The organism is Siphonobacter aquaeclarae (genome assembly GCF_900103285.1).
In the GTDB taxonomy this organism is placed as follows: domain Bacteria; phylum Bacteroidota; class Bacteroidia; order Cytophagales; family Spirosomataceae; genus Siphonobacter; species Siphonobacter aquaeclarae.
Genome location: NZ_FNGS01000005.1, coordinates 427,508 through 449,175 on the forward strand (window position 1 = coordinate 427,508; position 21,668 = coordinate 449,175).

Annotated in this window: 21 protein-coding genes and 1 tRNA gene; 10 read left to right on the forward strand and 12 right to left on the reverse strand. The window is 53.8% G+C overall.

All coding sequences use genetic code 11. From position 1 onward, the window contains the following. Positions 1-3 precede the first annotated feature (3 nt). Entirely contained in the window at positions 4-342 is a 339-nt protein-coding gene (locus tag BLR09_RS14965; RefSeq protein WP_093204263.1) for a winged helix-turn-helix transcriptional regulator, read from the reverse strand. A gap of 97 nt (positions 343-439) precedes the next feature. Here BLR09_RS14965 and BLR09_RS14970 point away from each other — a divergent pair, with 97 nt between their 5' ends. From BLR09_RS14970 to BLR09_RS14985, 4 genes are all read left to right on the forward strand, one after another. Then, positions 440-808, forward strand: a complete 369-nt coding sequence (locus tag BLR09_RS14970) for a DoxX family protein (RefSeq protein ID WP_093203801.1) — start codon at positions 440-442, stop codon at positions 806-808. A 26-nt stretch (positions 809-834) separates the two neighbouring features. Beyond that, positions 835-1,683, forward strand: coding sequence for a pirin family protein (locus BLR09_RS14975; RefSeq protein ID WP_093203804.1), 849 nt, complete (start codon positions 835-837; stop codon positions 1,681-1,683). A 183-nt stretch (positions 1,684-1,866) separates the two neighbouring features. Beyond that, positions 1,867-2,622: an SDR family oxidoreductase gene (locus BLR09_RS14980; RefSeq protein WP_093204265.1), complete on the forward strand. Its 756-nt coding sequence runs from the start codon at positions 1,867-1,869 to the stop codon at positions 2,620-2,622. A 54-nt stretch (positions 2,623-2,676) separates the two neighbouring features. Next, positions 2,677-3,027 carry a hypothetical protein gene (locus BLR09_RS14985; protein ID WP_093203806.1) on the forward strand — a complete coding sequence of 117 codons (351 nt, stop codon included), beginning with the start codon at positions 2,677-2,679 and terminating at the stop codon, positions 3,025-3,027. A gap of 77 nt (positions 3,028-3,104) precedes the next feature. Here the strand turns inward: BLR09_RS14985 and BLR09_RS14990 are convergent, their stop codons facing one another. Next, complete coding sequence (locus BLR09_RS14990; RefSeq protein ID WP_093204268.1) at positions 3,105-3,494, reverse strand: DUF1398 domain-containing protein; 390 nt, start codon at positions 3,492-3,494, stop codon at positions 3,105-3,107. Between the two features lie 65 nt (positions 3,495-3,559). After that, the gene (locus tag BLR09_RS14995; RefSeq protein WP_093203809.1) at positions 3,560-4,321 is read right to left on the reverse strand and encodes a helix-turn-helix domain-containing protein; all 762 of its coding nucleotides are present in this window, start codon (positions 4,319-4,321) and stop codon (positions 3,560-3,562) included. 167 nt (positions 4,322-4,488) lie between these two features. Here BLR09_RS14995 and BLR09_RS15000 point away from each other — a divergent pair, with 167 nt between their 5' ends. Both BLR09_RS15000 and BLR09_RS15005 read left to right on the forward strand, forming a co-directional pair. Further along, the gene (locus tag BLR09_RS15000) at positions 4,489-4,845 is read left to right on the forward strand and encodes a bleomycin resistance protein (protein ID WP_093203811.1); all 357 of its coding nucleotides are present in this window, start codon (positions 4,489-4,491) and stop codon (positions 4,843-4,845) included. Positions 4,846-5,313: 468 nt separating this feature from the next. Further along, positions 5,314-5,859 carry a YciE/YciF ferroxidase family protein gene (locus BLR09_RS15005; RefSeq protein WP_093203814.1) on the forward strand — a complete coding sequence of 182 codons (546 nt, stop codon included), beginning with the start codon at positions 5,314-5,316 and terminating at the stop codon, positions 5,857-5,859. A 54-nt stretch (positions 5,860-5,913) separates the two neighbouring features. On the opposite strand, the gene BLR09_RS15010 is transcribed toward BLR09_RS15005, so the two are convergent. From BLR09_RS15010 to BLR09_RS15020, 3 genes are all read right to left on the reverse strand, one after another. Next, entirely contained in the window at positions 5,914-6,546 is a 633-nt protein-coding gene (locus BLR09_RS15010) for a hypothetical protein (RefSeq protein ID WP_143011104.1), read from the reverse strand. Positions 6,547-6,816: 270 nt separating this feature from the next. Then, entirely contained in the window at positions 6,817-7,527 is a 711-nt protein-coding gene (locus tag BLR09_RS15015) for a uracil-DNA glycosylase family protein (protein ID WP_093204270.1), read from the reverse strand. Between the two features lie 190 nt (positions 7,528-7,717). Further along, positions 7,718-7,790 (reverse strand) — tRNA-Lys (locus BLR09_RS15020). Positions 7,791-8,251: 461 nt separating this feature from the next. Here BLR09_RS15020 and BLR09_RS15025 point away from each other — a divergent pair. Next, positions 8,252-8,581 (forward strand): YegP family protein, encoded by a 330-nt coding sequence (locus tag BLR09_RS15025; RefSeq protein WP_093203819.1) that lies wholly within the window; start codon positions 8,252-8,254, stop codon positions 8,579-8,581. Positions 8,582-8,739: 158 nt separating this feature from the next. Beyond that, positions 8,740-10,434 carry a GMC oxidoreductase gene (locus BLR09_RS15030; protein WP_093203822.1) on the forward strand — a complete coding sequence of 565 codons (1,695 nt, stop codon included), beginning with the start codon at positions 8,740-8,742 and terminating at the stop codon, positions 10,432-10,434. A 44-nt stretch (positions 10,435-10,478) separates the two neighbouring features. Here the strand turns inward: BLR09_RS15030 and BLR09_RS25870 are convergent, their stop codons facing one another. Beyond that, on the reverse strand, positions 10,479-10,607 hold the full coding sequence (locus BLR09_RS25870) for a hypothetical protein (protein WP_262507492.1): 129 nt from the start codon (positions 10,605-10,607) through the stop codon (positions 10,479-10,481). Positions 10,608-10,660: 53 nt separating this feature from the next. Beyond that, positions 10,661-11,638, reverse strand: a complete 978-nt coding sequence (locus BLR09_RS15035) for a hypothetical protein (RefSeq protein WP_093203824.1) — start codon at positions 11,636-11,638, stop codon at positions 10,661-10,663. Positions 11,639-11,938: 300 nt separating this feature from the next. Between BLR09_RS15035 and BLR09_RS15040 the strand changes: the two genes are divergently transcribed. Continuing rightward, positions 11,939-13,282: a DUF2268 domain-containing putative Zn-dependent protease gene (locus BLR09_RS15040; protein ID WP_176785563.1), complete on the forward strand. Its 1,344-nt coding sequence runs from the start codon at positions 11,939-11,941 to the stop codon at positions 13,280-13,282. Here the strand turns inward: BLR09_RS15040 and BLR09_RS15045 are convergent. Beyond that, positions 13,263-13,649: a VOC family protein gene (locus BLR09_RS15045; protein WP_093203829.1), complete on the reverse strand. Its 387-nt coding sequence runs from the start codon at positions 13,647-13,649 to the stop codon at positions 13,263-13,265. The genes BLR09_RS15040 and BLR09_RS15045 overlap by 20 nt on opposite strands. A gap of 166 nt (positions 13,650-13,815) precedes the next feature. Between BLR09_RS15045 and BLR09_RS15050 the strand changes: the two genes are divergently transcribed. Beyond that, a complete protein-coding gene (locus BLR09_RS15050) occupies positions 13,816-15,000 on the forward strand; it encodes a serine hydrolase domain-containing protein (RefSeq protein ID WP_093203831.1) in 1,185 nt (394 codons plus the stop codon). A gap of 34 nt (positions 15,001-15,034) precedes the next feature. Here BLR09_RS15050 and BLR09_RS15055 read toward each other — a convergent pair whose 3' ends face one another. Genes BLR09_RS15055 through BLR09_RS15065 form a run of 3 tightly spaced genes read right to left on the reverse strand, consistent with a single transcriptional unit; the run spans position 15,035 to position 21,667 of the window. After that, on the reverse strand, positions 15,035-15,466 hold the full coding sequence (locus BLR09_RS15055; RefSeq protein WP_093203833.1) for a hypothetical protein: 432 nt from the start codon (positions 15,464-15,466) through the stop codon (positions 15,035-15,037). Then, a complete protein-coding gene (locus BLR09_RS15060; protein WP_093203836.1) occupies positions 15,463-17,403 on the reverse strand; it encodes a fibronectin type III domain-containing protein in 1,941 nt (646 codons plus the stop codon). Before BLR09_RS15060 ends, BLR09_RS15055 begins: the two co-directional genes overlap by 4 nt. 16 nt (positions 17,404-17,419) lie before the next feature. Next, complete coding sequence (locus BLR09_RS15065; protein WP_093203839.1) at positions 17,420-21,667, reverse strand: fibronectin type III domain-containing protein; 4,248 nt, start codon at positions 21,665-21,667, stop codon at positions 17,420-17,422. Position 21,668 lies beyond the last annotated feature (1 nt).

Below are 21,668 nucleotides of genomic sequence, written 5' to 3' on the forward strand. Positions count from 1 at the left end.
CGGCTATTGTCCGTGCATCACCCGATCCCGGTGTACGGTACCCCACTTATGCATGGCGTCGAGTACTTCCTTCAGCGTCTCGCAATAGGGCGTTACGGCGTATTCGACCGTAATGGGGCGGGTATCCAGGACCGTCCGGCTGATCAGGCCGTGCTGCTCCAGCTCCTGCAGTTCTTTCGATAAAATACGGGGTGTGATGCCTGCGACGCGGCTCAGCTCGCGGAAACGGCGTTTTTCATCCATCAGGACGGTCAATAATACGAGCTTCCATTTTCCGCCGACGACATCCAGAGTATCCTGGATGGCCAGTCGCGCTTTCTTGCAATTGTCTGTGGTATGCATGGTATCCTTTTTGTAATCGGTATCCTTTTTGTAACAGATAACAAAAGTATATCGTTTGAACCTAGTTTTGCTTCTGTATTCAAAAAAGAACCACATTATGTCACCAAAGGTCCTTCGTATTACCGGCTGGGTACTCACCATTCTGCTGGGAGCGCTTCTTCTTTTCAGCGCATTCCGTAAAATAGCGCCAGACGAGGCAACCATCACCGAGGCAGCCGCTGTCGGAATCGATGCCGCCACCTTCTTCACCATCGGTATTATTGAAACGGTATCACTCATTCTATTTATCATCCCGCGGACGGGGGTACTCGGAACGTTGTTGCTGGCTTCCTATATGGGCGGCGCAATCGTGACCCACATCCTGCACCAGCAGCCTTTTTTCATGGCGGCGATCGTTGAAGCGCTTATATGGATTACGGCGGTAATTCGCTTTCCGGAGCTCAAGCAACGGCTGATCGCTGCCTGATACAGACGCAATAGCCATGTAAAACCATGAAAATCAAGCACATTAATACTCCCGCCTTTCACCCCGGATTTCTCGGGCAAGGGCATACAGCGGCCGCTATCGTCAATGGCAGCCGCTTTCGGGAAACCGACCCGTTTTTGCTGTTGATGGACGACCGGTTGGATCTCCCCGGCGGAGAGCCCGTCGGCGGTCCGCATCCGCATGCCGGTTTTGAAACGGTAACGCTCGTTCTGCAAGGCGACGGACGCGACTGGGAAACCGGAAGTCTGGAACTCATGACCGCCGGACGGGGAATCGTCCATACCGAAGAAATTACCGCCCGCACGCGGATGCATATTCTCCAGCTCTGGCTGGCGCTGCCGCCGGAGCTGCGAAATGCAGAACCCCGGGTTCAGAAGCTCGCTGCTTCGGCTGTCCCGGTGTATCAGACGTCTGACGCGGCTATTCGCGTGTACAGCGGCAGTAGTCAGGGATTTACTTCCCCGCTGCACAACGTGACGGGGCTGACGTTACTGGAAATCCGCCTGGCTCCCGAAGCATCCGTCACGACGGATATTCCAGCTGATCAGAACGGTTTTGTCTATGTTATTGACGGAAACGCTACCGTCGCGGAGGCCTCTCTGCGCGCCGGGCAGGTGGGCTGGCTCGAACGCGGAGGAGGCCCCCTCCTTCTGCAGGCAGGTGCAGAGGAGGTACGGCTGGTCGTCTATGCAGGCCATCCGCATGGCGCGGAAGTAGCGAGTCATGGGCCGTTCGTTGCTGATTCGGAAGACGATATCCGTCGCCTCTACCGGGAGTACCGGCAGGGGCTCATGCCGCACGTTAACCATCTCCCGGAAAACCGGCAGATCCATTACGACAACGTATCTGCATAAAATGCGATTCCCATAAGTTAGAAGCTGGCTGAATAGATTTCAGCCAGCTTTTTTTCTTAACGGTATTTGATTTCCGCAAACAACGGATTGCTCTTCGCAAGTACAGGTCCGGCAAGCGTCCGGACCTTTGTGCCGTTCAGGCGGGGCTATGTACATCACCGCTCCGCCCTCATCTACACTAGCATGACAAAAATTGCATTGGTTACCGGTGGCAGTCGCGGTCTGGGAAAAGACATGGCGCTCCGCCTTGCGGAAAAAGGAAACGATATTCTCCTTACCTATCATACTAACCGGCAGGAGGCCGACAAGGTAGTGGCTGAAATTGAGGCGCTCGGACAAAAAGCGCACGCCTTTCAACTCGACGCGGGCGATATCCGACGGTTCGGGCCGTTTTTCGATGAAGTCACTGGCTATCTGACAGAAACAACCGGTCGGCCGGCATTTGACTTCCTGATTAACAACGCCGGAACAGCGCTATACGCCCTTGTGGGTGAAACAACAGAAGAGCAATTTGACGCGGCGGTGAATATTCACTTCAAAGGCGTCTTTTTCCTCACGCAACAGGCGCTGCCGTTCCTCAACGACGGCGGCCGGATCATCAATATCTCATCAGGTCTTGCCCGGATGACAATGCCCGGGTCGTCTGTATATGGCTCGCTCAAAGGCGGCGTGGAAGTACTGACGCGGTACCTGGCGAAAGAACTGGGTTCGAGAAAAATCACGGCTAATGTCGTCGCTCCCGGCGCCATTGAAACCGACTTCGGCGGCGGCCGGGTCCGTGATAATCAGGAACTGAACGCCCATGTAGCAGGCATTACGGCCCTCGGACGGGTTGGACTGCCGACCGACATCGGCGGCGTAGTGGCCTTTCTCTGTACCGAAGATGCCGGCTGGATCAACGCCCAGCGCATCGAAGTATCGGGAGGTATGAATATCTGATGTATATTACCTGTGCGGAATGGTCCGCACAGGTATCCTCCTAACAACCACACGATGAAAATTGTCAGCGCAATCCTGATTCTGGTGACCGTGTACCTCAACCTCAAACACGGCTGGTCCGGGCTTTCGGGCCGGATGAGCGAAGCAGAAGCCAAACTGATGGCCGATATGGGCCTGGATCAGACGATGGTAACAGTGATTTCGGTTATGGGACTGGCGACGGCCGTCCTGACACTGATTCCCGGTACCTTTTTCGCCGGAAACATCCTGAATGCCATTGGTATTCTGCTGGTAATGAGCTTTGCACTCCGTGCCGGCAACGTCAAAGTAGCCCTGTCGGAGATTCCCTTCCTGCTGCTGCCGCTGGTATTGATCTGGCTCGGACACCCGCTGGCGAAGAAGTAGCAGATCCCCTCCCGTATTATTCGTTACGCCGGGAGGAATCTCCCGGCCGTTTCATCATGTCCGTACCTATTCCAAGGCTAGCCGGGTATTTGTTCGACAAGGATAGTTTCACCTCGCGTATCAAAATAGGTACAGGTCATAGCTTCAAGGGAGACGACCCAACGTTCGATACCGGTTTCGGCGCAATGCCGGCAAAAAGTAAGGTAGTCGGTCCGGCCTTGCTGGTGGATTTTCAGGGAATGGAGAAAGGCTTCCGCATCGGTTGCTTTCGCGATGACTAGCGGGGAATACTGTGATCCGGAGCTGGTTTGGAATCCGCCGGCGCCGTGGTAATCGGTGTGGCTATCAGTCACCCAGGTCTCAAAACCCGTTACGCCGAGTGCTTTGATGGCCTGAACATACGCGGGAAAGTCGGCCCCGGAACGCACGCGTGCGTGTGCCTCGTCAATTTGCGGGATGGTGAACATATTCATTCGCTGGTTACGCCTTCAAAGATCGGCGTGATCAGCCGGTGCGCATTGTAAAAAACCGTTTACCTGCGGCGGAATTGATCGGGTGTTTCTCCCGCAAACCGTTTGAAATCACGGATAAAGTGAGCCTGATCAAAATAACCATGATCGAACGCCACATCACCAGGTGATTTTCCGGCTGACAGATCACGGATGACCGCCTCGAAACGAACAAGAGAAGCGAGTCTTTTCGGCGACGTTCCCGCCCTCTCACGAAAACGCTTTTCAAACGGACTGGCACTGGTACCCAGCCGGCGCTGAAGCTCCTCCATCCGAATCAGACCTCCTGACTCCCGCAATAACCGAATACCGGCGGTAACGAGCCGGTCGGTTTCACGGGTATGAAGCCGGTTAAGCAAAAAAGCTTCCACCAGCTGAATACGCTTCGCATCATCGGAAGCCTCTGAAAGCCGGTCTTCCATTGCCCGTACGTCCTGAGACGGGAATAACTCATCCAGCGACACGCTTTTACCAAAAAGCTCATGTGCCGGCAGTCTTGAAAAGGCAGACAGGCCTGTTTCAGTGAAGTAGATGAGAATTGTGCCGATCCCTGCCGAATTGCGGAATATCCGGACGGAGTCACAGATCCCGGTAACGCCGGCGCCAGAGAGTCCTTTCATGGAGCCATTCTCCCAAACTGACAGGCGTCCTGAATACTGAAACCCTGCAACAAGACCGGTTCCGGGCAATACGCGGTACTCGCCTTCCGAATCGTTTTCGGAAATGACGAGGTAGTTGACGTATGGGCGGAGCGGTTCTGCCGGGAGTATTCGTTCGAATCGCATAGGCGTCGGATCTTTCGGATATCAAACGTATCAATTTTCCGGAAAAGTAGGTGACGGTACGGGAGCGACTGCGTTGCATTCCACTTCTCCTGATGCAACGACGCCCGCGTATTTGATTCTCCCCGGACTTCTTCCTACCTTTTCCTCTTGTTCAACTACCTCAGGCCATGCTCACCGATATCCATCCCAAGCTCCCCATGCGGGACAAAGCCGCTACAAAAGCCTACTACGTCGATCAACTCGGCTTCAGCCTCTTTGGCAGCGCCGATTATGCGGGGTACCTGATGGTCGGGCTCGACCAGATCCAGATTCACTTTTTCGAGTACGCCGACCTGGACCCGTTGGAAAACTATGGCCAGGTATACATCCGTACCAACGCCATTGACGAGCTCTATCAGTCCTTTCTCGACCGGAATATCCCCATCCATCCCAATGCGCCGCTGGAAACCAAGCCGTGGGGTCAGCGGGAATTCTCTGTTCTCGATCCGGATAGTAATTTGTTGACGTTTGGTCAGGGGAGTTAGGGTTTTGAGTTTAGGGCGGTTGGTGAGAGTCCGCGATGCCCCGGAGGCAGCAGCCAGATCATCCGTGTGCCGGGCCACGATTACCAGCGGACGCGCTCCGCGAACATTTTCGCCAGTTCAAACCCGATTCCGCTGGTTCCGTCCGTAATGAGTACATACGATTCGTTCAGTGCTATATACAAAAAGGCTTAAGCGGTAAAGTCGCTCAAACGCCGTACCAGCCAACCGGACGGTGCCGGGATTCTCCCGGACGTAGAAAGGCTTACTCATTTCCGTTTCCCTGGCCCGTTTCGGCGAAAAAACCGGACATAAACGAATCGAAAGGGGCACCTGTCAGACAAAGTGAGGCCCGAAACAGATGGCATGGAGTTTTCCCGGAGGTGGACACCGGCCCGTTCGCGGTGTCGTCAGCAAGCGCAATGCATGCCGCGAAGGGCTGTCACTGTTTCACTGTTAATCTTTTACATCATGCCTGCTACTGCAAATAAACCAGCCGAAAAGAAAGCGGATGTCCGTGGAAATTCGCAACTCGAAAAGTACTTCCTTGACTCGCTCAAGGATATCTATTGGGCAGAAAAGCACCTGACCAGGGCGCTTCCCAAAATGAAAAAAGCGGCCACTACTTCGGAATTGCAAACCGCTATCGGGGATCACCTGGCACAGACAGAAGAACACGTATCCCGTCTCGAACAGGTTTTTGAACTACTCGGGAAAAAGCCTCAGGCGAAGAAATGCGAAGCGATGGAGGGTCTTGTCAAAGAAGGCGAAACCGTCATCGAAGAAACAGAAGACGGCAGCATGACCCGTGACGTGGGCGTTATCATGGCCGCGCAAAAGGTCGAACATTATGAGATTGCCACCTATGGCGGGCTTGTTCAGCTCGCCAATACGATGGGGCGAAAGGAAATTGCCGGTATTCTTCAGCAGACATTGGAGGAAGAAAAACAAACCGATAAAGGCCTGACTTCCATCGCAGAAAATAACATCAATTGGGAGGCAGAAAATGAAGACTGATCCGGTCCGTTTAAACGCAGAAAAAGCCGGAGACTCCGGCTTTTTCTGCGTTTGCTATCCTTTTGCCGCTACCGGTGTTTTCTTCGTTTCCAGCATCCGATTGTCAATCAGTTCGATGCTCTTTACCGCGCCCATCGGAGCGATTTTGATCGTGCGCTGGCCTTTGCTGACGTAAAAACAATAGGCACTGTTGGAATCGATCAGATATACTTCCTCCGTTTCTCCTGTGCCGAATGTGACTTTGTGCCGGTATTCCATCCGGTTTTCCTCGATCCTCCTGCGGGTTTTATTTCCTCCGCCTAAACCCGTTCCAACAAAGAAACAAAGGACGCCAATACCCAGGCATATATTCAGCAAACCACGCATTTTAGCCTTCATTTCTTCATCGGTCAGTAGCGGATTTCCCTTTCCTGAAAACACCTGCCGAACCGATGGTTTCTTTGCCAGTTTTTCCAGTATCCGGAGATACACATACACAAGCAGCATCACCAGTACAAACGCTCCGAGAATAACCGGATCTGAAAAAATATCGGCGACCGGACTCATGAAAATGTCTGAAACCGGCGAGAACTTCAGCACATCTATTCCCAGCTGGTAAAAGAAAACACCTTCTTTCAGAACGCCGAGAATGACAAGGTACAGGTATCCGATTGGCAGCCAGTCTTTTAGTTGTTCAAGCTTCTTCATTTGTTGACGGAAGTTCCGACCGGCATACATCCGGCAGAATACTATTGATCTCTCAAAGCAAAATGATAAGGGATGCAATTGCAAGAAAGGGAAAGACAGAATATTTCCTTTTTTGAAACATCCTATGCCTGTTTGATCGTGTTACGTGTGACCTACTCCTGCAATTTTGGGGAAATAATCGTTTCCGGACGGCAGTTGCGCCCCCCTATGCCGCCTTGTCCGTACGGACTCCATTCTCCGGAAGGGTCCTGGATTTTACTTGCACATCTGTCAGCTGCCTGCGTCCGAATCCACTTCGTCTAAGACTCTTTTGTATTTTTCGATATACCTGCTCTTCTCTGCGCTTTTATACTGCATGATAAATCTTGGATGCTCCAGGGGTACTATCCGGCGGAAAAAACCGTGAGCGTTATTGAGCTGCTTCAGGAATCGGGCATTCTTACCGGTGCCGAGACAAAAGCAGGTATCCGTCCTGATCCCGAGATCAATCAATTGTCGCACGCTCTGTACGATAAAAGGATACACAGCCTCCGTGAGCGCTGCACTATCGTAGTAATTGTAGTTCAGTTCTCTCCCTTCGGAATTGGTCTTCGTAATGGCCAGCGGAAACGGCGAGTTGATATAAAATCTGCTGTAAAAATCGCTTATGCCACCCAGCGCATGGATCATTTCATAGACAAAAACCGAGGAAATTTCATGCGTTTGCTTCCCCGAGTACGGAATGCCGCATTCGCTGACCAGCCGTTTTGTATCCGTAAACGGAATGCCCGTTACACCCGCCCCAAAGCGACTGGGATTGATGCCCAAAATGAGATAGCGCGGGTTCTTATCATCCAGGTACTTTTGGGCAAACATCCTGAGATTATCCATTGCCGGTGTTGACTCCGCAAACGGATTAATCACGTGGATACCGTCCGGCAAGGCTGAACCTGTGTACGCTAATTGTTCGTGAAAACGGATAACATTCTGACCAAAGCTCATGCTGGTGCGTTTCGACTGGTACATCACAAAAGTAGCAGTTACAGGCAGCAGGCTTCAAATGCTGTGTATAGCAGGAATGAAGAACTGAATAGTTCGGTTAAAAAGAATTGCCTGTTTTTAACCGAACTCAAGAGCGCACAGATAAATGCAAAAAAGCGCCTTTTTGAGGCGCTTTAGCTTTAATCATTTGTGATCCCGCTGGGACTCGAACCCAGGACCCATACATTAAAAGTGTATTGCTCTACCAGCTGAGCTACAGGATCGTTTTACGTGAGAAGGTCGACAAAATCTGCTTTTACTTCTCTGCCTTTTTCCGTTTCGTGTCCGGCTTTTGGCGTTTCGTGGTGCAAATATAGGGCGTTGAAGAGGCGAACGCAAGCGGGAATTGTCCGTTCTGACGGGCTGGAGGGGATAATATGCTGAGAAACAGATTTTCATCCCCCGAAAAAAATTCAAAAAAAATTAACAATCGGGGGTTTTGTGGCTGGATCAGGCGCCTCACGGGGATGCATGCCTGTCGTTCTCATCCTTCCGCCAGACGGCATTGCTTTCCCAAAAAAGTCGTGATTTTACCAGACGTCGCCGGGTTCCTCCAACCTGGATGTCCTATCTCTATTACTCATTCTGAGCGGATATCCCGTAAAAATCGCCCTGTTAGTCATCGAAATGAGACAATTTTTCTACAATTTCGTTACATTTTCAGCCAAATCTGCGAAAATCAATCATGGGAAAATTTGTCATCTCCAAGCGAACCAACGGCGAGTTCCAGTTCAACCTCAAGGCCGACAACGGGCAGGTCATTCTCACCAGTGAAGGATACGCCGCCAAATCCGGCTGCACAAACGGCATCGAATCCGTCCGGAAAAATGCACCGGAAGACGGTAACTATGACCGTAAAACGGCCTCCAACGGCAAAGAGTATTTCACCCTCAAAGCCGGAAACGGACAGGTGATCGGTATGAGCCAGATGTATGAAAGCGCTTCCGGCCGGGACAACGGCATCGAGTCGGTGAAGAAAAACGCGCCCGACGCATCCGTCGAAGACGAAAGCTAGCATACCCGGCCTTCGCCTCACTACTCCGAAAGCCCGGTATTATCCGGGCTTTCAGCTTTTTTAGCTAAAAACAGGAATCTCCCGTCCCATCGCCGAAGATTCGGAAAGAAGTCTGTTGATTTCTTTACCTTACCACCGGCAACGAACAAGAAAGTGCAGTGAAAGACAAAAATTCCTATGATGCGATCGTCGTCGGTTCCGGTATCAGCGGCGGGTGGGCAGCGAAAGAACTGTGCGACAAGGGCCTGAAGACATTGGTTCTCGAGCGCGGACGGTCTGTTGAACACGTCAAAGACTACCCGACGACGTTCATGCATCCCTGGCAAATACCCTACCGGGGGCACATGCCGCAGGCATTTATGGATGAAAATCCGCTGATTACCAAGGCCGCCGGCTTCGGTTCGGATAATGCTCAGTTTTTCATCCAGGACAAAGATCATCCGTACATTCAGGAAAAGCCGTTCGACTGGATTCGCGGGTATCAGGTGGGCGGGAAATCCCTGACCTGGGGCCGGGCCTGCCAGCGGTGGAGTGATTTTGAGTTTTCGGCGCCCGATCGTCTGCGCTATGGGATCGACTGGCCCATCCGCTATAACGACATCGCGCCGTGGTATACGCACGTGGAGCGCTTTATCGGCGTTTGCGGAAACGCAGACGGGATTGAAGCTATGCCGGACGGCGAATTTCTACCGCCGTTTCAGTTAAACTGCGTGGAAGAAGCGCTGCAAAAGTCCATCCGGACGCACTATCCCGACCGGCACCTGGTGCAGGCCCGCTGGGCACACCTGACGCAGCCCAGGGAAATCCACCTGAAACAGGGCCGCGGCAAATGCCAGGCGCGTAACCTCTGCATGCGCGGTTGTCCGTTTGGCGGGTACTTCAGTTCGGTTTCCTCTACCCTGCCCTGGGCGCAGAAAACGGGTAAGCTCACCATCCGGCCGCATTCGGTGGTGCATTCCATTCTGTTTGACGAAAAAACGGGCAAAGCATCCGGCGTACGCGTTATCGATGCAGAAACAAAAGAAGCGATGGAGTTTTCAGCCCGCGTCATTTTCCTGAATGCTTCTGCGCTGAATACCAACCTCATTCTCCTGAATTCGCGCTCGGCGCGCTTCCCGAACGGCCTGGGCAATGATTCCGGGCTGCTGGGTAAATACGTCGGTTTCCATAACTACCGCGGCAGCCTGAGCGCCGAAATGCCCGGTTTTGAAAACGGCTATTATTTCGGAAGAAATCCCACCGACGCCATCATCGCCAACTACCGCAACCTGGGTAAGCAGGATACCGATTATGTGGGCGGCTTTACGACATTTCTTGGCGCGCACCGTCACCGGGGAAATGCCTCGGCAGATACACCCGGATTCGGAGAAAGCTTCAAGAAGAAGATGACCGAACCCGGCCCGTGGCATATCTATATGTATATGCAGGGAGAAACGATACCGAAAGCAGAAAATCACGTAAGACTGAGTACTTCGGAGACCGACGGATTCGGCATACCCAAACTCATCGCGTCAGTCGGTTATGACGACAACGACGAAAAAATGACGGCAGATTTTCTACGGGAAAGCAAAGCCATGCTCGAAAAAGCAGGATGTATCAACATTGAAACGCACGACAATCGTCAGGCTCCCGGGCTCGATATCCACGAAATGGGCGGTGTGCGAATGGGAAAAGATCCGAAAACATCCCTTCTCAACGCGCACAACCAACTACACGCCGTGCCGAATGTTTTCGTCACCGATGGCGCGTGTATGACGAGTACCGGAAACCAGAGTCCATCGCTGCTATACATGGCACTGACGGCCCGGGCGGTCGACTATGCCGCAAAAGAAGTCAAAGCAAACCGGCTGTAGTAGCCAAACGAACGGAGTAGTATATGACGGAAGATACTGTCATACTACTCCGTTTCTTTCTTTCCCCGTTTTTTGCTCGTTTTGTCCCGATAGCGTCGCTGTTCCCACCAGAGAATGGGAACCGACAGCGTCACGACAGACAACGTGATGATTGAAAGAACCTGAACTCCCATCGCTTGGTTTTTGGAGATTCGGCTGAAGGATTGCCGGGTTTTCGGTTGAAGGATCAGGCGTAGGTATCTGCCGCCAGTTGGTGAAAAACCCGTTCGTCCAGCCGGTACCGGTCGTTGAGCGTCAGGCTGCTGCGGGCTGAAAACAGGGCATAGTTCACGGCATTGTACAGCAGCCAGTATGATCCGGAGCTGTTCAGCATGCGCTCTTCGAGCCGCATCCGTTCCATCGCCTGTTTGGCGAGCTGAACCGGGATAGGCAGTTTTTGCAGTACTCCCTCCCTCGCTACGGGCAACGGCGTTTCCTGAAAATGGCTGTAGACCGAGGCCGTCAGCGTCGGCGGGGCCGATAAATGCTCCAGCAGCAACGTCCGCAGGTGTTCCTGAAAGCGTTCGATGGTCAGCGCGCGGTGGTGGATTTTTCGTATTTCGGTGGAAGACCGGACGGCGGCTTTCCCGGTCGGGGCGCCTTTTGTGCCGGGTATTTTTTCTTTGCCTTTCGACCAGTCGGCCAGCCAGTTCCGATACGCGCGGGAGTCCGAAAACGAATCGGCCCATCCGAGCAGCCCGTTCTGACAAAGCGGCCGGAAGAAACTGCTGCCGGGAGCGGCCGTCGTACTCAACAGCGACGTAAGTGTCTGGCCCTGAATACTAAAAGGCGTCCTCCCGTTGTAACTATTGGTGAGAATCAGGCTCCGTTCGAGGCGCTCCTGCCCTACTGACAACGTCGCCGGAAGGACAATACTGATGCTGAACTCTCCCGTCGTCGTATACTTCGCCAGCATGCGGTATTCCGGAATCAGTTCATCGATTACCTGTCGGATCGCTTCATTCGGGATAATCGTGTATTCGGCGCTTTGAATGCCGAACAATGTTTTTCTGCCACCGGGCATCTGCCCGACAATCAGCTGTTGCCGGTCTGTAGCCATGATGTCGTAATCGGGCAGCAGTTCCGACAACCATACCGGTTCGACAGGATAACAGATGTCGTCCCAGGATTCCGTCGCCATCGGTTGCGCGCTTACGTAGGTCATCTTTCAGTTGCATTTTTGCAGTTGTAAAAATACAACTATATAACTTTTCTGTTGCTGTTGATCGCTGAAAACAAGAGGAATGGCGACTAATTGCCTAAAAACCAATACAATACCTGCCCCTTAACTGCTGAATTTCTTCCCCGAAAATGTGAAGAAATGGTATCGGCAGACGGATGCCATACCTGCCGCCGCTCATCACAAGTTGCGTTGCGCCTGTTTCTTTTGCCGTTTTTGCAGGTCAACTTTGGGCCAAACGTCTGTCGCCTTATCCCCGTTGGCGGCCGACCTGTCTCTGAACTTATGCATAACAGATTCCCTCTCCTTCTGGCTTTTCTGGCTGGAATAAGCACCTGCGCTTCCGGTCAGCGTACCGTTCGTTTCAATACCGGATATGAAAACGTTTCTGTCCGTAAAGGCGAAAATATCACCGTGCCGCTATCCCTGAAGAAAGGCACGTCGTACCAACTGATGGTGGAACAACTCGGAATTGATATCCGCCTGATTCTCCGCGACGAAAAAGGTACTACCTTGCTCGAAAAAGACTCGCCCAACGGATCCAGAGGCCTTGAAACAGCGGAATACCTGCCAAAACAAAACGGTCAGTATCAACTGGTTATCGAGCGACTGGACGAAAGCGGCAACGCCCAAAGCGGGTTTGTCAACTATTACATCCGGCAGTATACACCGACGGAACTGGAGGAGCGTGAGCGGACAAAAAAGAAACTGGAGGAAGAAAACAGCAAAAACGTGCTTACGCTGGATATCGATCATTTTTGGGAAGCGTATGATCACCTCCGGTATGCCAGGTCGCGGTGGGATAGTGTCCTGACGTTTCAGCACCTGTATTTCGACCGGGCCACGAACGGTTTGCAGGATTTCATCGCTGCGCGGCAGTGGACACCTGACCAATTCGTCAGAGCCGTTGCCCGCTGGCCCAGGTATTATGCTTCAGTACGGCCCTATACCGAGGAAGCGAAGAAGTCGGCACCGCTTATCGAGGAAGTATTTCAGCAATTCAAGCAACTGTACGGGAATTTCGAACCGTTTAAGGTATGCTTCGGCATCGGGTTCCGGAATACCGGCGGCACGGTATCCAACCGCTTTGTTCTGCTGGGAACGGAGATGGTCACCGCCGGCAAAAACGTTGATTTCTCGGAAGGAAACCCCGCCTGGAAGCCCGATCCGGCGAAAAAAGAGCCCAATATTCCGGCATCAATCAAAGGTATAGTCGCCCACGAATGCGTACACACGCAGCAGCCCGGGCAAACGGATAGCCTGGCAGTGCAGTGTCCCCAGCTGTATTCCTGCCTCCGGGAAGGCGCTGCCAATTTTGTGGCCGAGCTGATAACCGGAAAATCCGGCGCCAGCCCGTATGGTGAAGCACATGAAACGGCGCTTTGGAAAGAATTCAAAAGCACCTTATGCCGGGATAATGCCAACCTCTGGCTCTACAACGGCGGCACGAGCAAAGACCGGCCTTCTGACCTGGGATATTACATCGGCTACAAAATCTGCCAGGCGTATTACCGCAAAGCTACCGACAAACGACTGGCCGTCAAGGAGATCATCGAACTGAAAGATCCGTTGTCCTTCCTCGTGAGAAGCGGATATGACGGACCGTCTGCTACATCAGAAAAACGTTGAACCGGTGGCCGTCGGGATCGGCGAAGACGAATCCATAATACCCGTTTCCGAAATCTTCGGGCGGAGAGACGATCGTTCCGCCCGCTTCCTGTATTTCCTTTTCCCAGGCATCTACTTCTTCCCGGCTTTCGGCGGAAAGGGTGAAAATAATTTCGTTGCCTGTTTTCAGGTCTGCTATCGGTCCTTTCATACCGGATTCGAGTACTTCTTTCCGGAAGAAATGAATGATGAACATATCGTCGCCAAAGAAAAAGCTGGTCAGCTGCTCTGACGCGCCGTTGTGTTTAAACCCGAGCCGGCTATAGAATGCGGTGGTCCGGTCCAGGTCAAGGACGCTGACATTCGCCCATATTTTTCGTGTTTTCATCGGCTGAACAGGTAGAAAAGGTTGATAGAACGACACTGCCGTCTGCTATTCCCGTTTACCGGAAAACAGCGTGCCACTAACGATCTCAGGCCCTGGAAATTACGCGGGATTTACCGGGAAATACGCTAGTTTGGTAGCAAGTAATGTTCACTTTTCCGGAAAACCGATGCGATCACTTCTCCTCCTCCTGTTCGCTGCCTTTTGCCTGTTGCTGAGCTCGGCCGGTACCGCTCAGCCCATTCGGCGGATCGACGGCTCTGCTATCGACGCCGCGACACTGGATCAACGGGTACGGGATCTGATGGAAAAAGCAAGGGTTACCGGACTCTGTCTCACTGTTTACAACAACAATCAACCCGTTTTTGCCAAAACGTATGGCTATGCCATCGCCGCTACGAAGCAACCGATGACCGCCTCGACGGCCCTCTACGCGTTGTCGCTCAGTAAGGCGGTTTTTGCTCATCTGGTGATGCAATTGGTTGACCGAAAGGTAATTGACCTCGATAAACCCCTGGTACATTACCTGCCACGCTCCCTGATGACCTATACATTTCCGGGGAAACTATCCTCTTTTAAAGACCTCGAAGGCGACGGGCGCTACAAAAAAATCACTGCGCGCATGTGTCTCGACCATACCACGGGCTTCCCCAATTTCCGCTGGTTTGAACCGGACAGGAAACTACGCATCAAATTTGAACCCGGCAGCCGGGTAAGTTACTCAGGTGAAGGACTTTATCTATTGCAGGTAATCCTTCAGGAAATCACCGGAAGAAGCCTGGAATCCCTCGCGCGGGAATACATTTTCGAGCCCTGCGGCATGAAGGCATCCAGCTATGTGTGGCAGCCGCAGTATGAGCAGGCATATGCGGTCGGCCATGACCGCAAGAACGACAGTACCTTCTTTCCCCGCCGCACGATTGCGAACGCGGCCGGCTCGCTGACAACGACCATGGACGAATTCAACCGCTTTTATACGCTGCTGATCAATGGCAGGCGGTTGTCGAAAAAGTCCTTTCACGACATGACGCACAGCCAGATCCGGATCCGGTCTGTCAAACAATTCGGCCCCCTTTCCTGGAAGGATTCCACCCTCAACGACAACATTCAGCTCGGATATGGCCTCGGGTACGTCGTCCTGCAATCGCCGCATGGCAGAGCCTATTTCAAGGAAGGAAACGACCAGGGCTGGGGCCACTACACGATTGCCTTCCCGGATAAAAAGATCGCCGTCGTCATCCTCACCAATTCTGATAATGGCGAGGGAATCTTCAAAGACCTGCTCAAAGAAACGATCGGCGATGTGTATACGCCGTGGTACTGGGAAAATTACATTCCGTGGTACGAGCGGTGAAGCCGGATGAAACCGGATTCCCGGACAGTTCCGCCTACTTCGGAATCAATCGGTATTCATTGAGCGAATTACCGGTTTTGCGGCTCTCCGCGGTGCGCTCAAGATGCAGCTCCGATTCTGTCGGTTCGTCCCGGATGTCGTATTCGATGATGGAGACCGTGCCCGTAGGTTGAGGAACCAAATCACTCAAAATCAGCCGTTTATTATCTATCGACAACGTCCAGGTGCCGGTAATGGCCTTTCCGTCTATATCCGTCAGTACTGCCCGGGGCGGGTTGCTCAGGTCGAGCGAAAAACGGACATATCCGGGTTTGATATTGGCCGTTCCTCCTTCGGCATACACCAGCGTCGTACTTTCCCGTACTTCCCTGGCTTTCCAGACTTTTGCCAGCAGCCGGGCTACTGGTTCCTGTGTTTGAGGACGGCAGCTGGTCAGCAGCAACAGAAGCAGCAGTCGCTTTTTCATTTGCTTTTTGTTTTTACGGGGAGACTGAATCGTTTTTCTCCTTCCGCAGATTCGGCCACGACACGGATTTCATAGTCTGTATTCTCCTGAAGATCAGACAGTACCGCCTGGCTCTCCTGCAGCAACGGCGTAACAGGTTCAAACGCGCCGGTTCCCGAACGGACTACGACCCGGTATCCCCGGAAGCCCTCTGGCTGGGGTGCAGCCTGCCAGCGTACCTGCAGGGCCTGCCCGTCAAACTTCAGGGATACGTCGGTCGGCGGAGCCAGGTCCCGTTGCTCAGGCAGGTACTCCCGCATCACGGAAGGCACGGAGCGGTTTCCGGCGCTGTCAATGGCTACTACGCGGTAGGCCGCGCGCTGACCCGGTACCGGCTCGCTGAAGCGATGGGTACGGATGGCAGCTGCCAGGCATACGTCGTCGCGGTACACGTCGAAAGCAGCGACGTCGGTCGACGACGTCCAGGAAAATGCCAGCTTCCCGCCCTGTACTTCCGGAATACCGAGAACGGGAGGTGGCGGCGGCACGGCATCGGGCATGCTGGCAGAAAGTACGGCGGGAGCGCTTTCATTCCGCTGCTTGTCCAGCGCTGTTACCCGGTAAAAAAAACGGTTTCGATGCGTTTTCGGCAGGGTATCGAGGAAAGTCGTGGCCTTTTGCGGCAGCCGGAACAACTGGGCGTAGTTGTCCGGATCGTCTTTCAGCGCCCGGTAGACGAGGTATCCCTCGAGGTCTTTCTCTGTATTGGGTTTCCAGGAAAGGACGATTTTTCCGGTGTCGGTTCTCGCCGTCAGGCCCGCAGGCATAGCCGGCGGCGTGAGATCGGCCAGGGTGACGGACACGGGCATGGTCGACTGCCTGTTTCCGGCTACATCTTCGGCTTCAAGGTAGTAGTAATATCCTGCGCCTTCGGTTGGCTGTCGGTCTACGTAGACCGTATCTTTTTGCGCCAGCGTGCTGATTTTCATATAGGTATCGTGGAGAGAAGCTTTGCGGTAAAGGGAATAGCCTTTGCAATCGGCTGAGCGGGACGGTCGCCAGGAAAGACGGACGTCCCGGTTATTACGCACAGCGATGAGGTTGGCCGGCGCTGCCGGCGGCGTGATATCCTTCAACGTCAGCGTCGCCGGCTGGCTGTAATACCCCGGGTTACCAAAGGCATCCATCGCCGCCACCCGGTAGGTATAGGTTTCACCTTCCCGTTTGAGGGTATCGGAATCGGCGTAGAAGGTATCGGGCGTTTTGCCGTTTATGAATTCGGGAACGGCGATGGCCGTTTTAGTGATTTGCCTTTCCGGTTCACTCCCCTTTTTTCGGTAGACGTGGTAGTTGATAAAGTGGCGGTTGTACGTCCATTTCATCGAAATAGTCCCGGCTGAAAGCTGCTCCAGCACCAGCGCCGCCGGCGAAGGAGGCGCTTCGAATGGTTTGACGGTAATCGGTTCCGAAAAGCCCATCGTCATTTCCTTTCCCTCCCAGATCATCGCAATTCCGTACTGATACGTTTCGCCGGGTTTGACTAGTACGTCCTTGTAGTACATGCCGGCCAGTTGCGCGAAGCGGGTGTCGGAATATGCCTGAAGAGCCACAGTTTCGGTATAAGCCCTCAGGGCTTTTTTCTCTTTCGGAACGTTCATCGCCGCTCGGCTGTACTCCAGTTCGGACCGCGAATACTTGCCGGTATACCGCTGCTCGGATACCGGAAGCGGCGGTTCTGCTTCCAACGGAACCCGGGTCAGTTTGCGAAACTGCTTTTCTCCGGGTCCCTTTCGGTATACGTGGTACCTGGACTTGAAACCGATCGTCAGCAACCATTTTACCTGAATTTCATTTTTCCCCGGTACGATGCCGGTGTACACAACCGCTCCTTTGCGCTCCTGGGCGCCAGCTCCGGAAACAGTCGCCAGAAAGACGAGAAAAAGACCTATCCTTTTCATGGTATTTTATTGATTATCAGCAAAAACCAAGGCAGATTATGTTGACGATTGTTTCTCCGATGTCTTCCAGCAATTCTCCGGCCTCGTTTACCAGGCGGAGCGCTCCGTCGACAATCTTGTTCAGAATACCGTCGCAGGCTCCGGGGTCGTTCGGAGACGGGAAGCACATGTCTTTCTGTTCCCCAAACACTTCGAAAACAGGTGCTCCGTTTTTGATGCCGATGACAAAACTGGGTCCTCCTATTCCCGGAAAACATATTTTCTGGCGCAGGGCGATGCAGAGCGGATCGAAGGCCGTCATCTGAACATAGACGCCGACATCGGCCAGGTCGCGCTGAAAAGGACTGTATCCCGCGGTCGCCGTCAGTCTCGCGCCTATCTCCGCTTTTGTCGACATGTCCTTGATATTCAGGTCAAAGTCGGCATTCGCCGTCACCGTCACCAGCAGATACGGGTTGTCTATTCCGGTCATCGACCGGCTATCGAGCGATAACAGGGTGGCTTGTGCGTGAACGCGGATGCCCGTCCCGACCGGAACAAATGCCAGCGGCCCGGTCATGGCTTCATTCGTATGAAATACCGTCGCAGAAGCGCTGATGGAAGTCATGTTTCCAAGCGGACCGGCGCCGCAAAAGAGATTTGCCTGAATGGGCTCCGAGGGCGTTCCGGCCGAACAGACGAAGTTGGCTTCTTTGTCCAGGTAGAAATAGGCTTTCCCATGACCGCACAAAACGGTCAGATTCGCTTCCTGTATGTCGACCGTACCGGACATAGTCAAATCAAGAAAGTCGAAATTGACCCGCATGCGCCCTTTTATTCTGGCGTCTCCTCCGTCGGCCTGCGTCGACAGGATGCCAGCGTCTCCCTGAATGGTCATGGTCTCCGGCACAAAACCCTTGAAAACGGTCTCTGCAGCAACGCGCCCCTTGAGCAGGTATCCGCCTTCCATCGTCCGGATGGGCATACTGACATACATCCCGAAGCTGACACCGTGATGGGGAATGTAATCTTCCTTTCCGATGTCGTCATACTGATCGCCGGCATGTTTCATGTGGTGGTAAAACCGCCCTTTGAATCCGTACGCCTCGACGCCGGCAAAAAGCGGAAATGTAGTCAGATCGCCTTCCGTACCCACTTCCAGAAACCAGTATTTAACCCCGTTTTTATTGCCGGCAACGACGGTGGACGTCGCCATCTGCCGGAAAGGCTCGCGTATTTCCGCATTGAGTTTAACCCGGAAGCCATTTCCGTAATCCGGATCGTCGAGGTAGGACGTAAAGGTGCCTTCGAAAGCCAGGCTGCCGATGTCTGCGCCGGCGCGGATGGTATTGGTTTCCTGCACCATCTCCGGCGCCGGAAGTGCCCGCCACATGACATACTCGGCAGTCTCCAGTTTTTCGAAAGCCGATACGGGCTCCAGGCCCCCTCCTTTCGGGATTTTGGATTCTTTGAGGTTAGCCGGGACCGTCGGCTTGCTATTGGGCACAACGGGAGGAACGGACGGAGAAGCCTGTTTGAAAGGAGCCGTAAATTCAAAATCGTCTGCCGGTTTGGCAAAAGCGAAAGACAACCTGCTTTCATCTCCGAGGGAAACGATCTTCTCGCCCAGCACGATCATCCCGCCTACGTCGAAATGGCAACTGTCATCCGATCCTTTTGCGGAGGAATAAAAATCGGCCCATTTCAGGTGAAAATCCATCCCGTTGTAGGCGGCCGACAGTTGCTCGTCGCTGTAGTAGGCGGAATGAGCAGACACCAGAAGTCCTGTCCGCTGAATCCGTCCGTCTGCCGTGATCCCGACTTTCTTAACCGGAATTCCCCAGGCCAAAAGGCCCCGGTTGACCTTGTATTTGTTTCCCGCGAAAAAGCGCAACTCGCAGGTCAGCGCGTCGTCGTGTTCAAACTTCCCGGATTTCAGTTCCACCGTCAGTTGGTCGCCCTCCGGCGTATCCACCAGCGTCCGGGTTCCTTTCTGGATGCGCAGTACTTCGCCGTCGGCCAGCCCGTCGTCTGTCACAGCGATGTAGAGATCGCCGATCGCACCAATGACCGGGATGTAAAGGGCTCCCTGAATAGAGCCGCCCTTGAGCCGGCTCTGCCGGATCGTCAGGGTCGAGGAGGTTATTTTCGCCTTGAAGCCCCGGAAGGTTGTTTTGATGGCAGTCTTGTTCTTATCTCCCCGTATTGTCGCAAAGCCGTTCCCGGTATTGACCAGGCCAAAATGCGGGATCGTGATGTATTCCGATTCCTCTGCAGAGAGCTGTTTCGATGGAGTATTCTCCTGAATTACTCCGCGCCGGATGGTTGAAGCCTTCACCACCGGTTTCATGCCACCGGATGCAGGCAGTGTTCCGCTTCCCGGCATCAGGTTTCGCGGAAGGGTTTTGGAGGACGCGGCCCGTACCAGTATAGCCGCCTCCGGCAGGGCCACGCCGGTCACCCATTCGGGATAGGTCAGGTCTTCGGCCTGCCACAAATCCGCCAGCCGGATATTGAGTTTGCTGAAGCGGAGAAAGCCGCTGGCATTGTCGGTCAGTGGTACGACGAGCGGATCATCGACCGACGCCGTAAACGCCACACCGCTCTGCTCCCGGAAAGGTATCTGCATTGCCGGGCAGCCGCTCCGTCCGCAGGGAATGGTCAGGTCGCCGGTGAGGACTACTTTCAGAACGCCTTTTGAGATGCTGAAGTACGACGTTTCCTCCAGCGTCAGCGCGAATCCCGGCAAATCCGATAGTTTTTCATAAGTCAGCCGCTTGCCGAACGCTACTTTCAGCTCGCCGGATTCGTTGGTTTTACCCTTGCTGAGCGGCCCCCAGACAGCAGGTACTTCTACGCGGACGGACGAAAACAGGGACGTCGGCGAGGCGATTGAAAACCGCGGGTTAACTGCTCCTTTCGGTACTTTAACCTGTTCGGAGATAAGGATCGGCGAGTTCCAGCGTACGCCGCTCCGGATTTCGGCTACTTCGCTCCCGCCCTTTTTGTCATACGCATTTCGCTCTGTGTTGAATTCGACGGGTACCTGGGCATCCAGGCGGACGGCGTCGCATGTCATTGCTGCGCTGCCTCCGGTATGCGGATCGGTCTTCAGTTTCGCATCTGCCTGACTATAAGCAGATGCGTCGATAGCCTCCTCCAGGTGCCCCTGAACGACTTCGAATCCGCTGAAACCCTGTGTCGCAGGGTATTGTCCTTCCGCAAAACGGGTCGGCCGGATGGTCAATCCCGAAAAACGAACACGGACAGTCATCCGAAAGGGTTCCAATAACGTCAGCGTTCCCTCTCCTGTATATTGATCCAGGCGGGTATCCGTGAGTTTGGCTACCTGAATGGCCTTTCCGCAAAAGGTAAACAGGTCCAGCCGGGCCTCTGCCGGTGGTTTCGGAAGCTCTTTTTTCTTTTCGGCGATGACTTCCGCCCCGTAGCGGAATGAGCAGACGGGACTTTTGCCGTCGTTCAGGAAAACAAGCTTGCCCGTTGGATCGGCGGCCCGCACCCGGTAGGCATACCGTTTGCCGGCCTGAAGCGGCGGATCACCTGGTTTGTAGAAGTATCCGGCTGTTTTGAGGTGGGTTACTTCCAGTCCGTTGTTCGGAAGGTTGACGGCGTCGATGTATACGTTCGGGTCGACGTCGAGTGGCAGTTCCACCACCCGCAGCGTGTACTCCACCTGCGCAGAAGATACTCCCACCGGCGGCGCCCACGTAAAGACAACGGACTGCGGCGTGGTTACCGGCACCTGCCCGTCGCAAACCGGCAGTATCAGCACAGGGGGCTCGACCGAACGAACGATAAACGGCGCGCTGCATCCCTGCGGAAACTCAGCGGACAGCAGCTGACTTGTCCGGTTATCAAAGGCTTTCAGGCATAATTGATACATGCCTTCGGGCAACGGCCGGCCCTGGTAGAGCTGGTTTTTGTCCATGCCCTCGACGCTGATCTGATTCAGGTCAAAGAGTCCCTCAAGGTCAGGCTGCGACAATACCCGGCTTTCCATCGGGGCCAGGTGCAGCGGCACGACCGGCCGGTAGTTAGCCAGCGTCCGGATCGTTACCCCGTTATCGCCCGTGATACTTCCCTCCAGCCGCAGGTCTATGGCTGTGGCAGTCGTATTCCGCACCAGAATCCGCACTTTGCCGGCCTGGCTTGCATAGTCCTGCAAATAAGCAGAATATGGCGGCAGTACATTGACAGATACGGAAACCTGCTGCGCACGGGCAACCGTCGCCCCAAAAAGAAAAAAGAAGAACAGCTTTTTCATG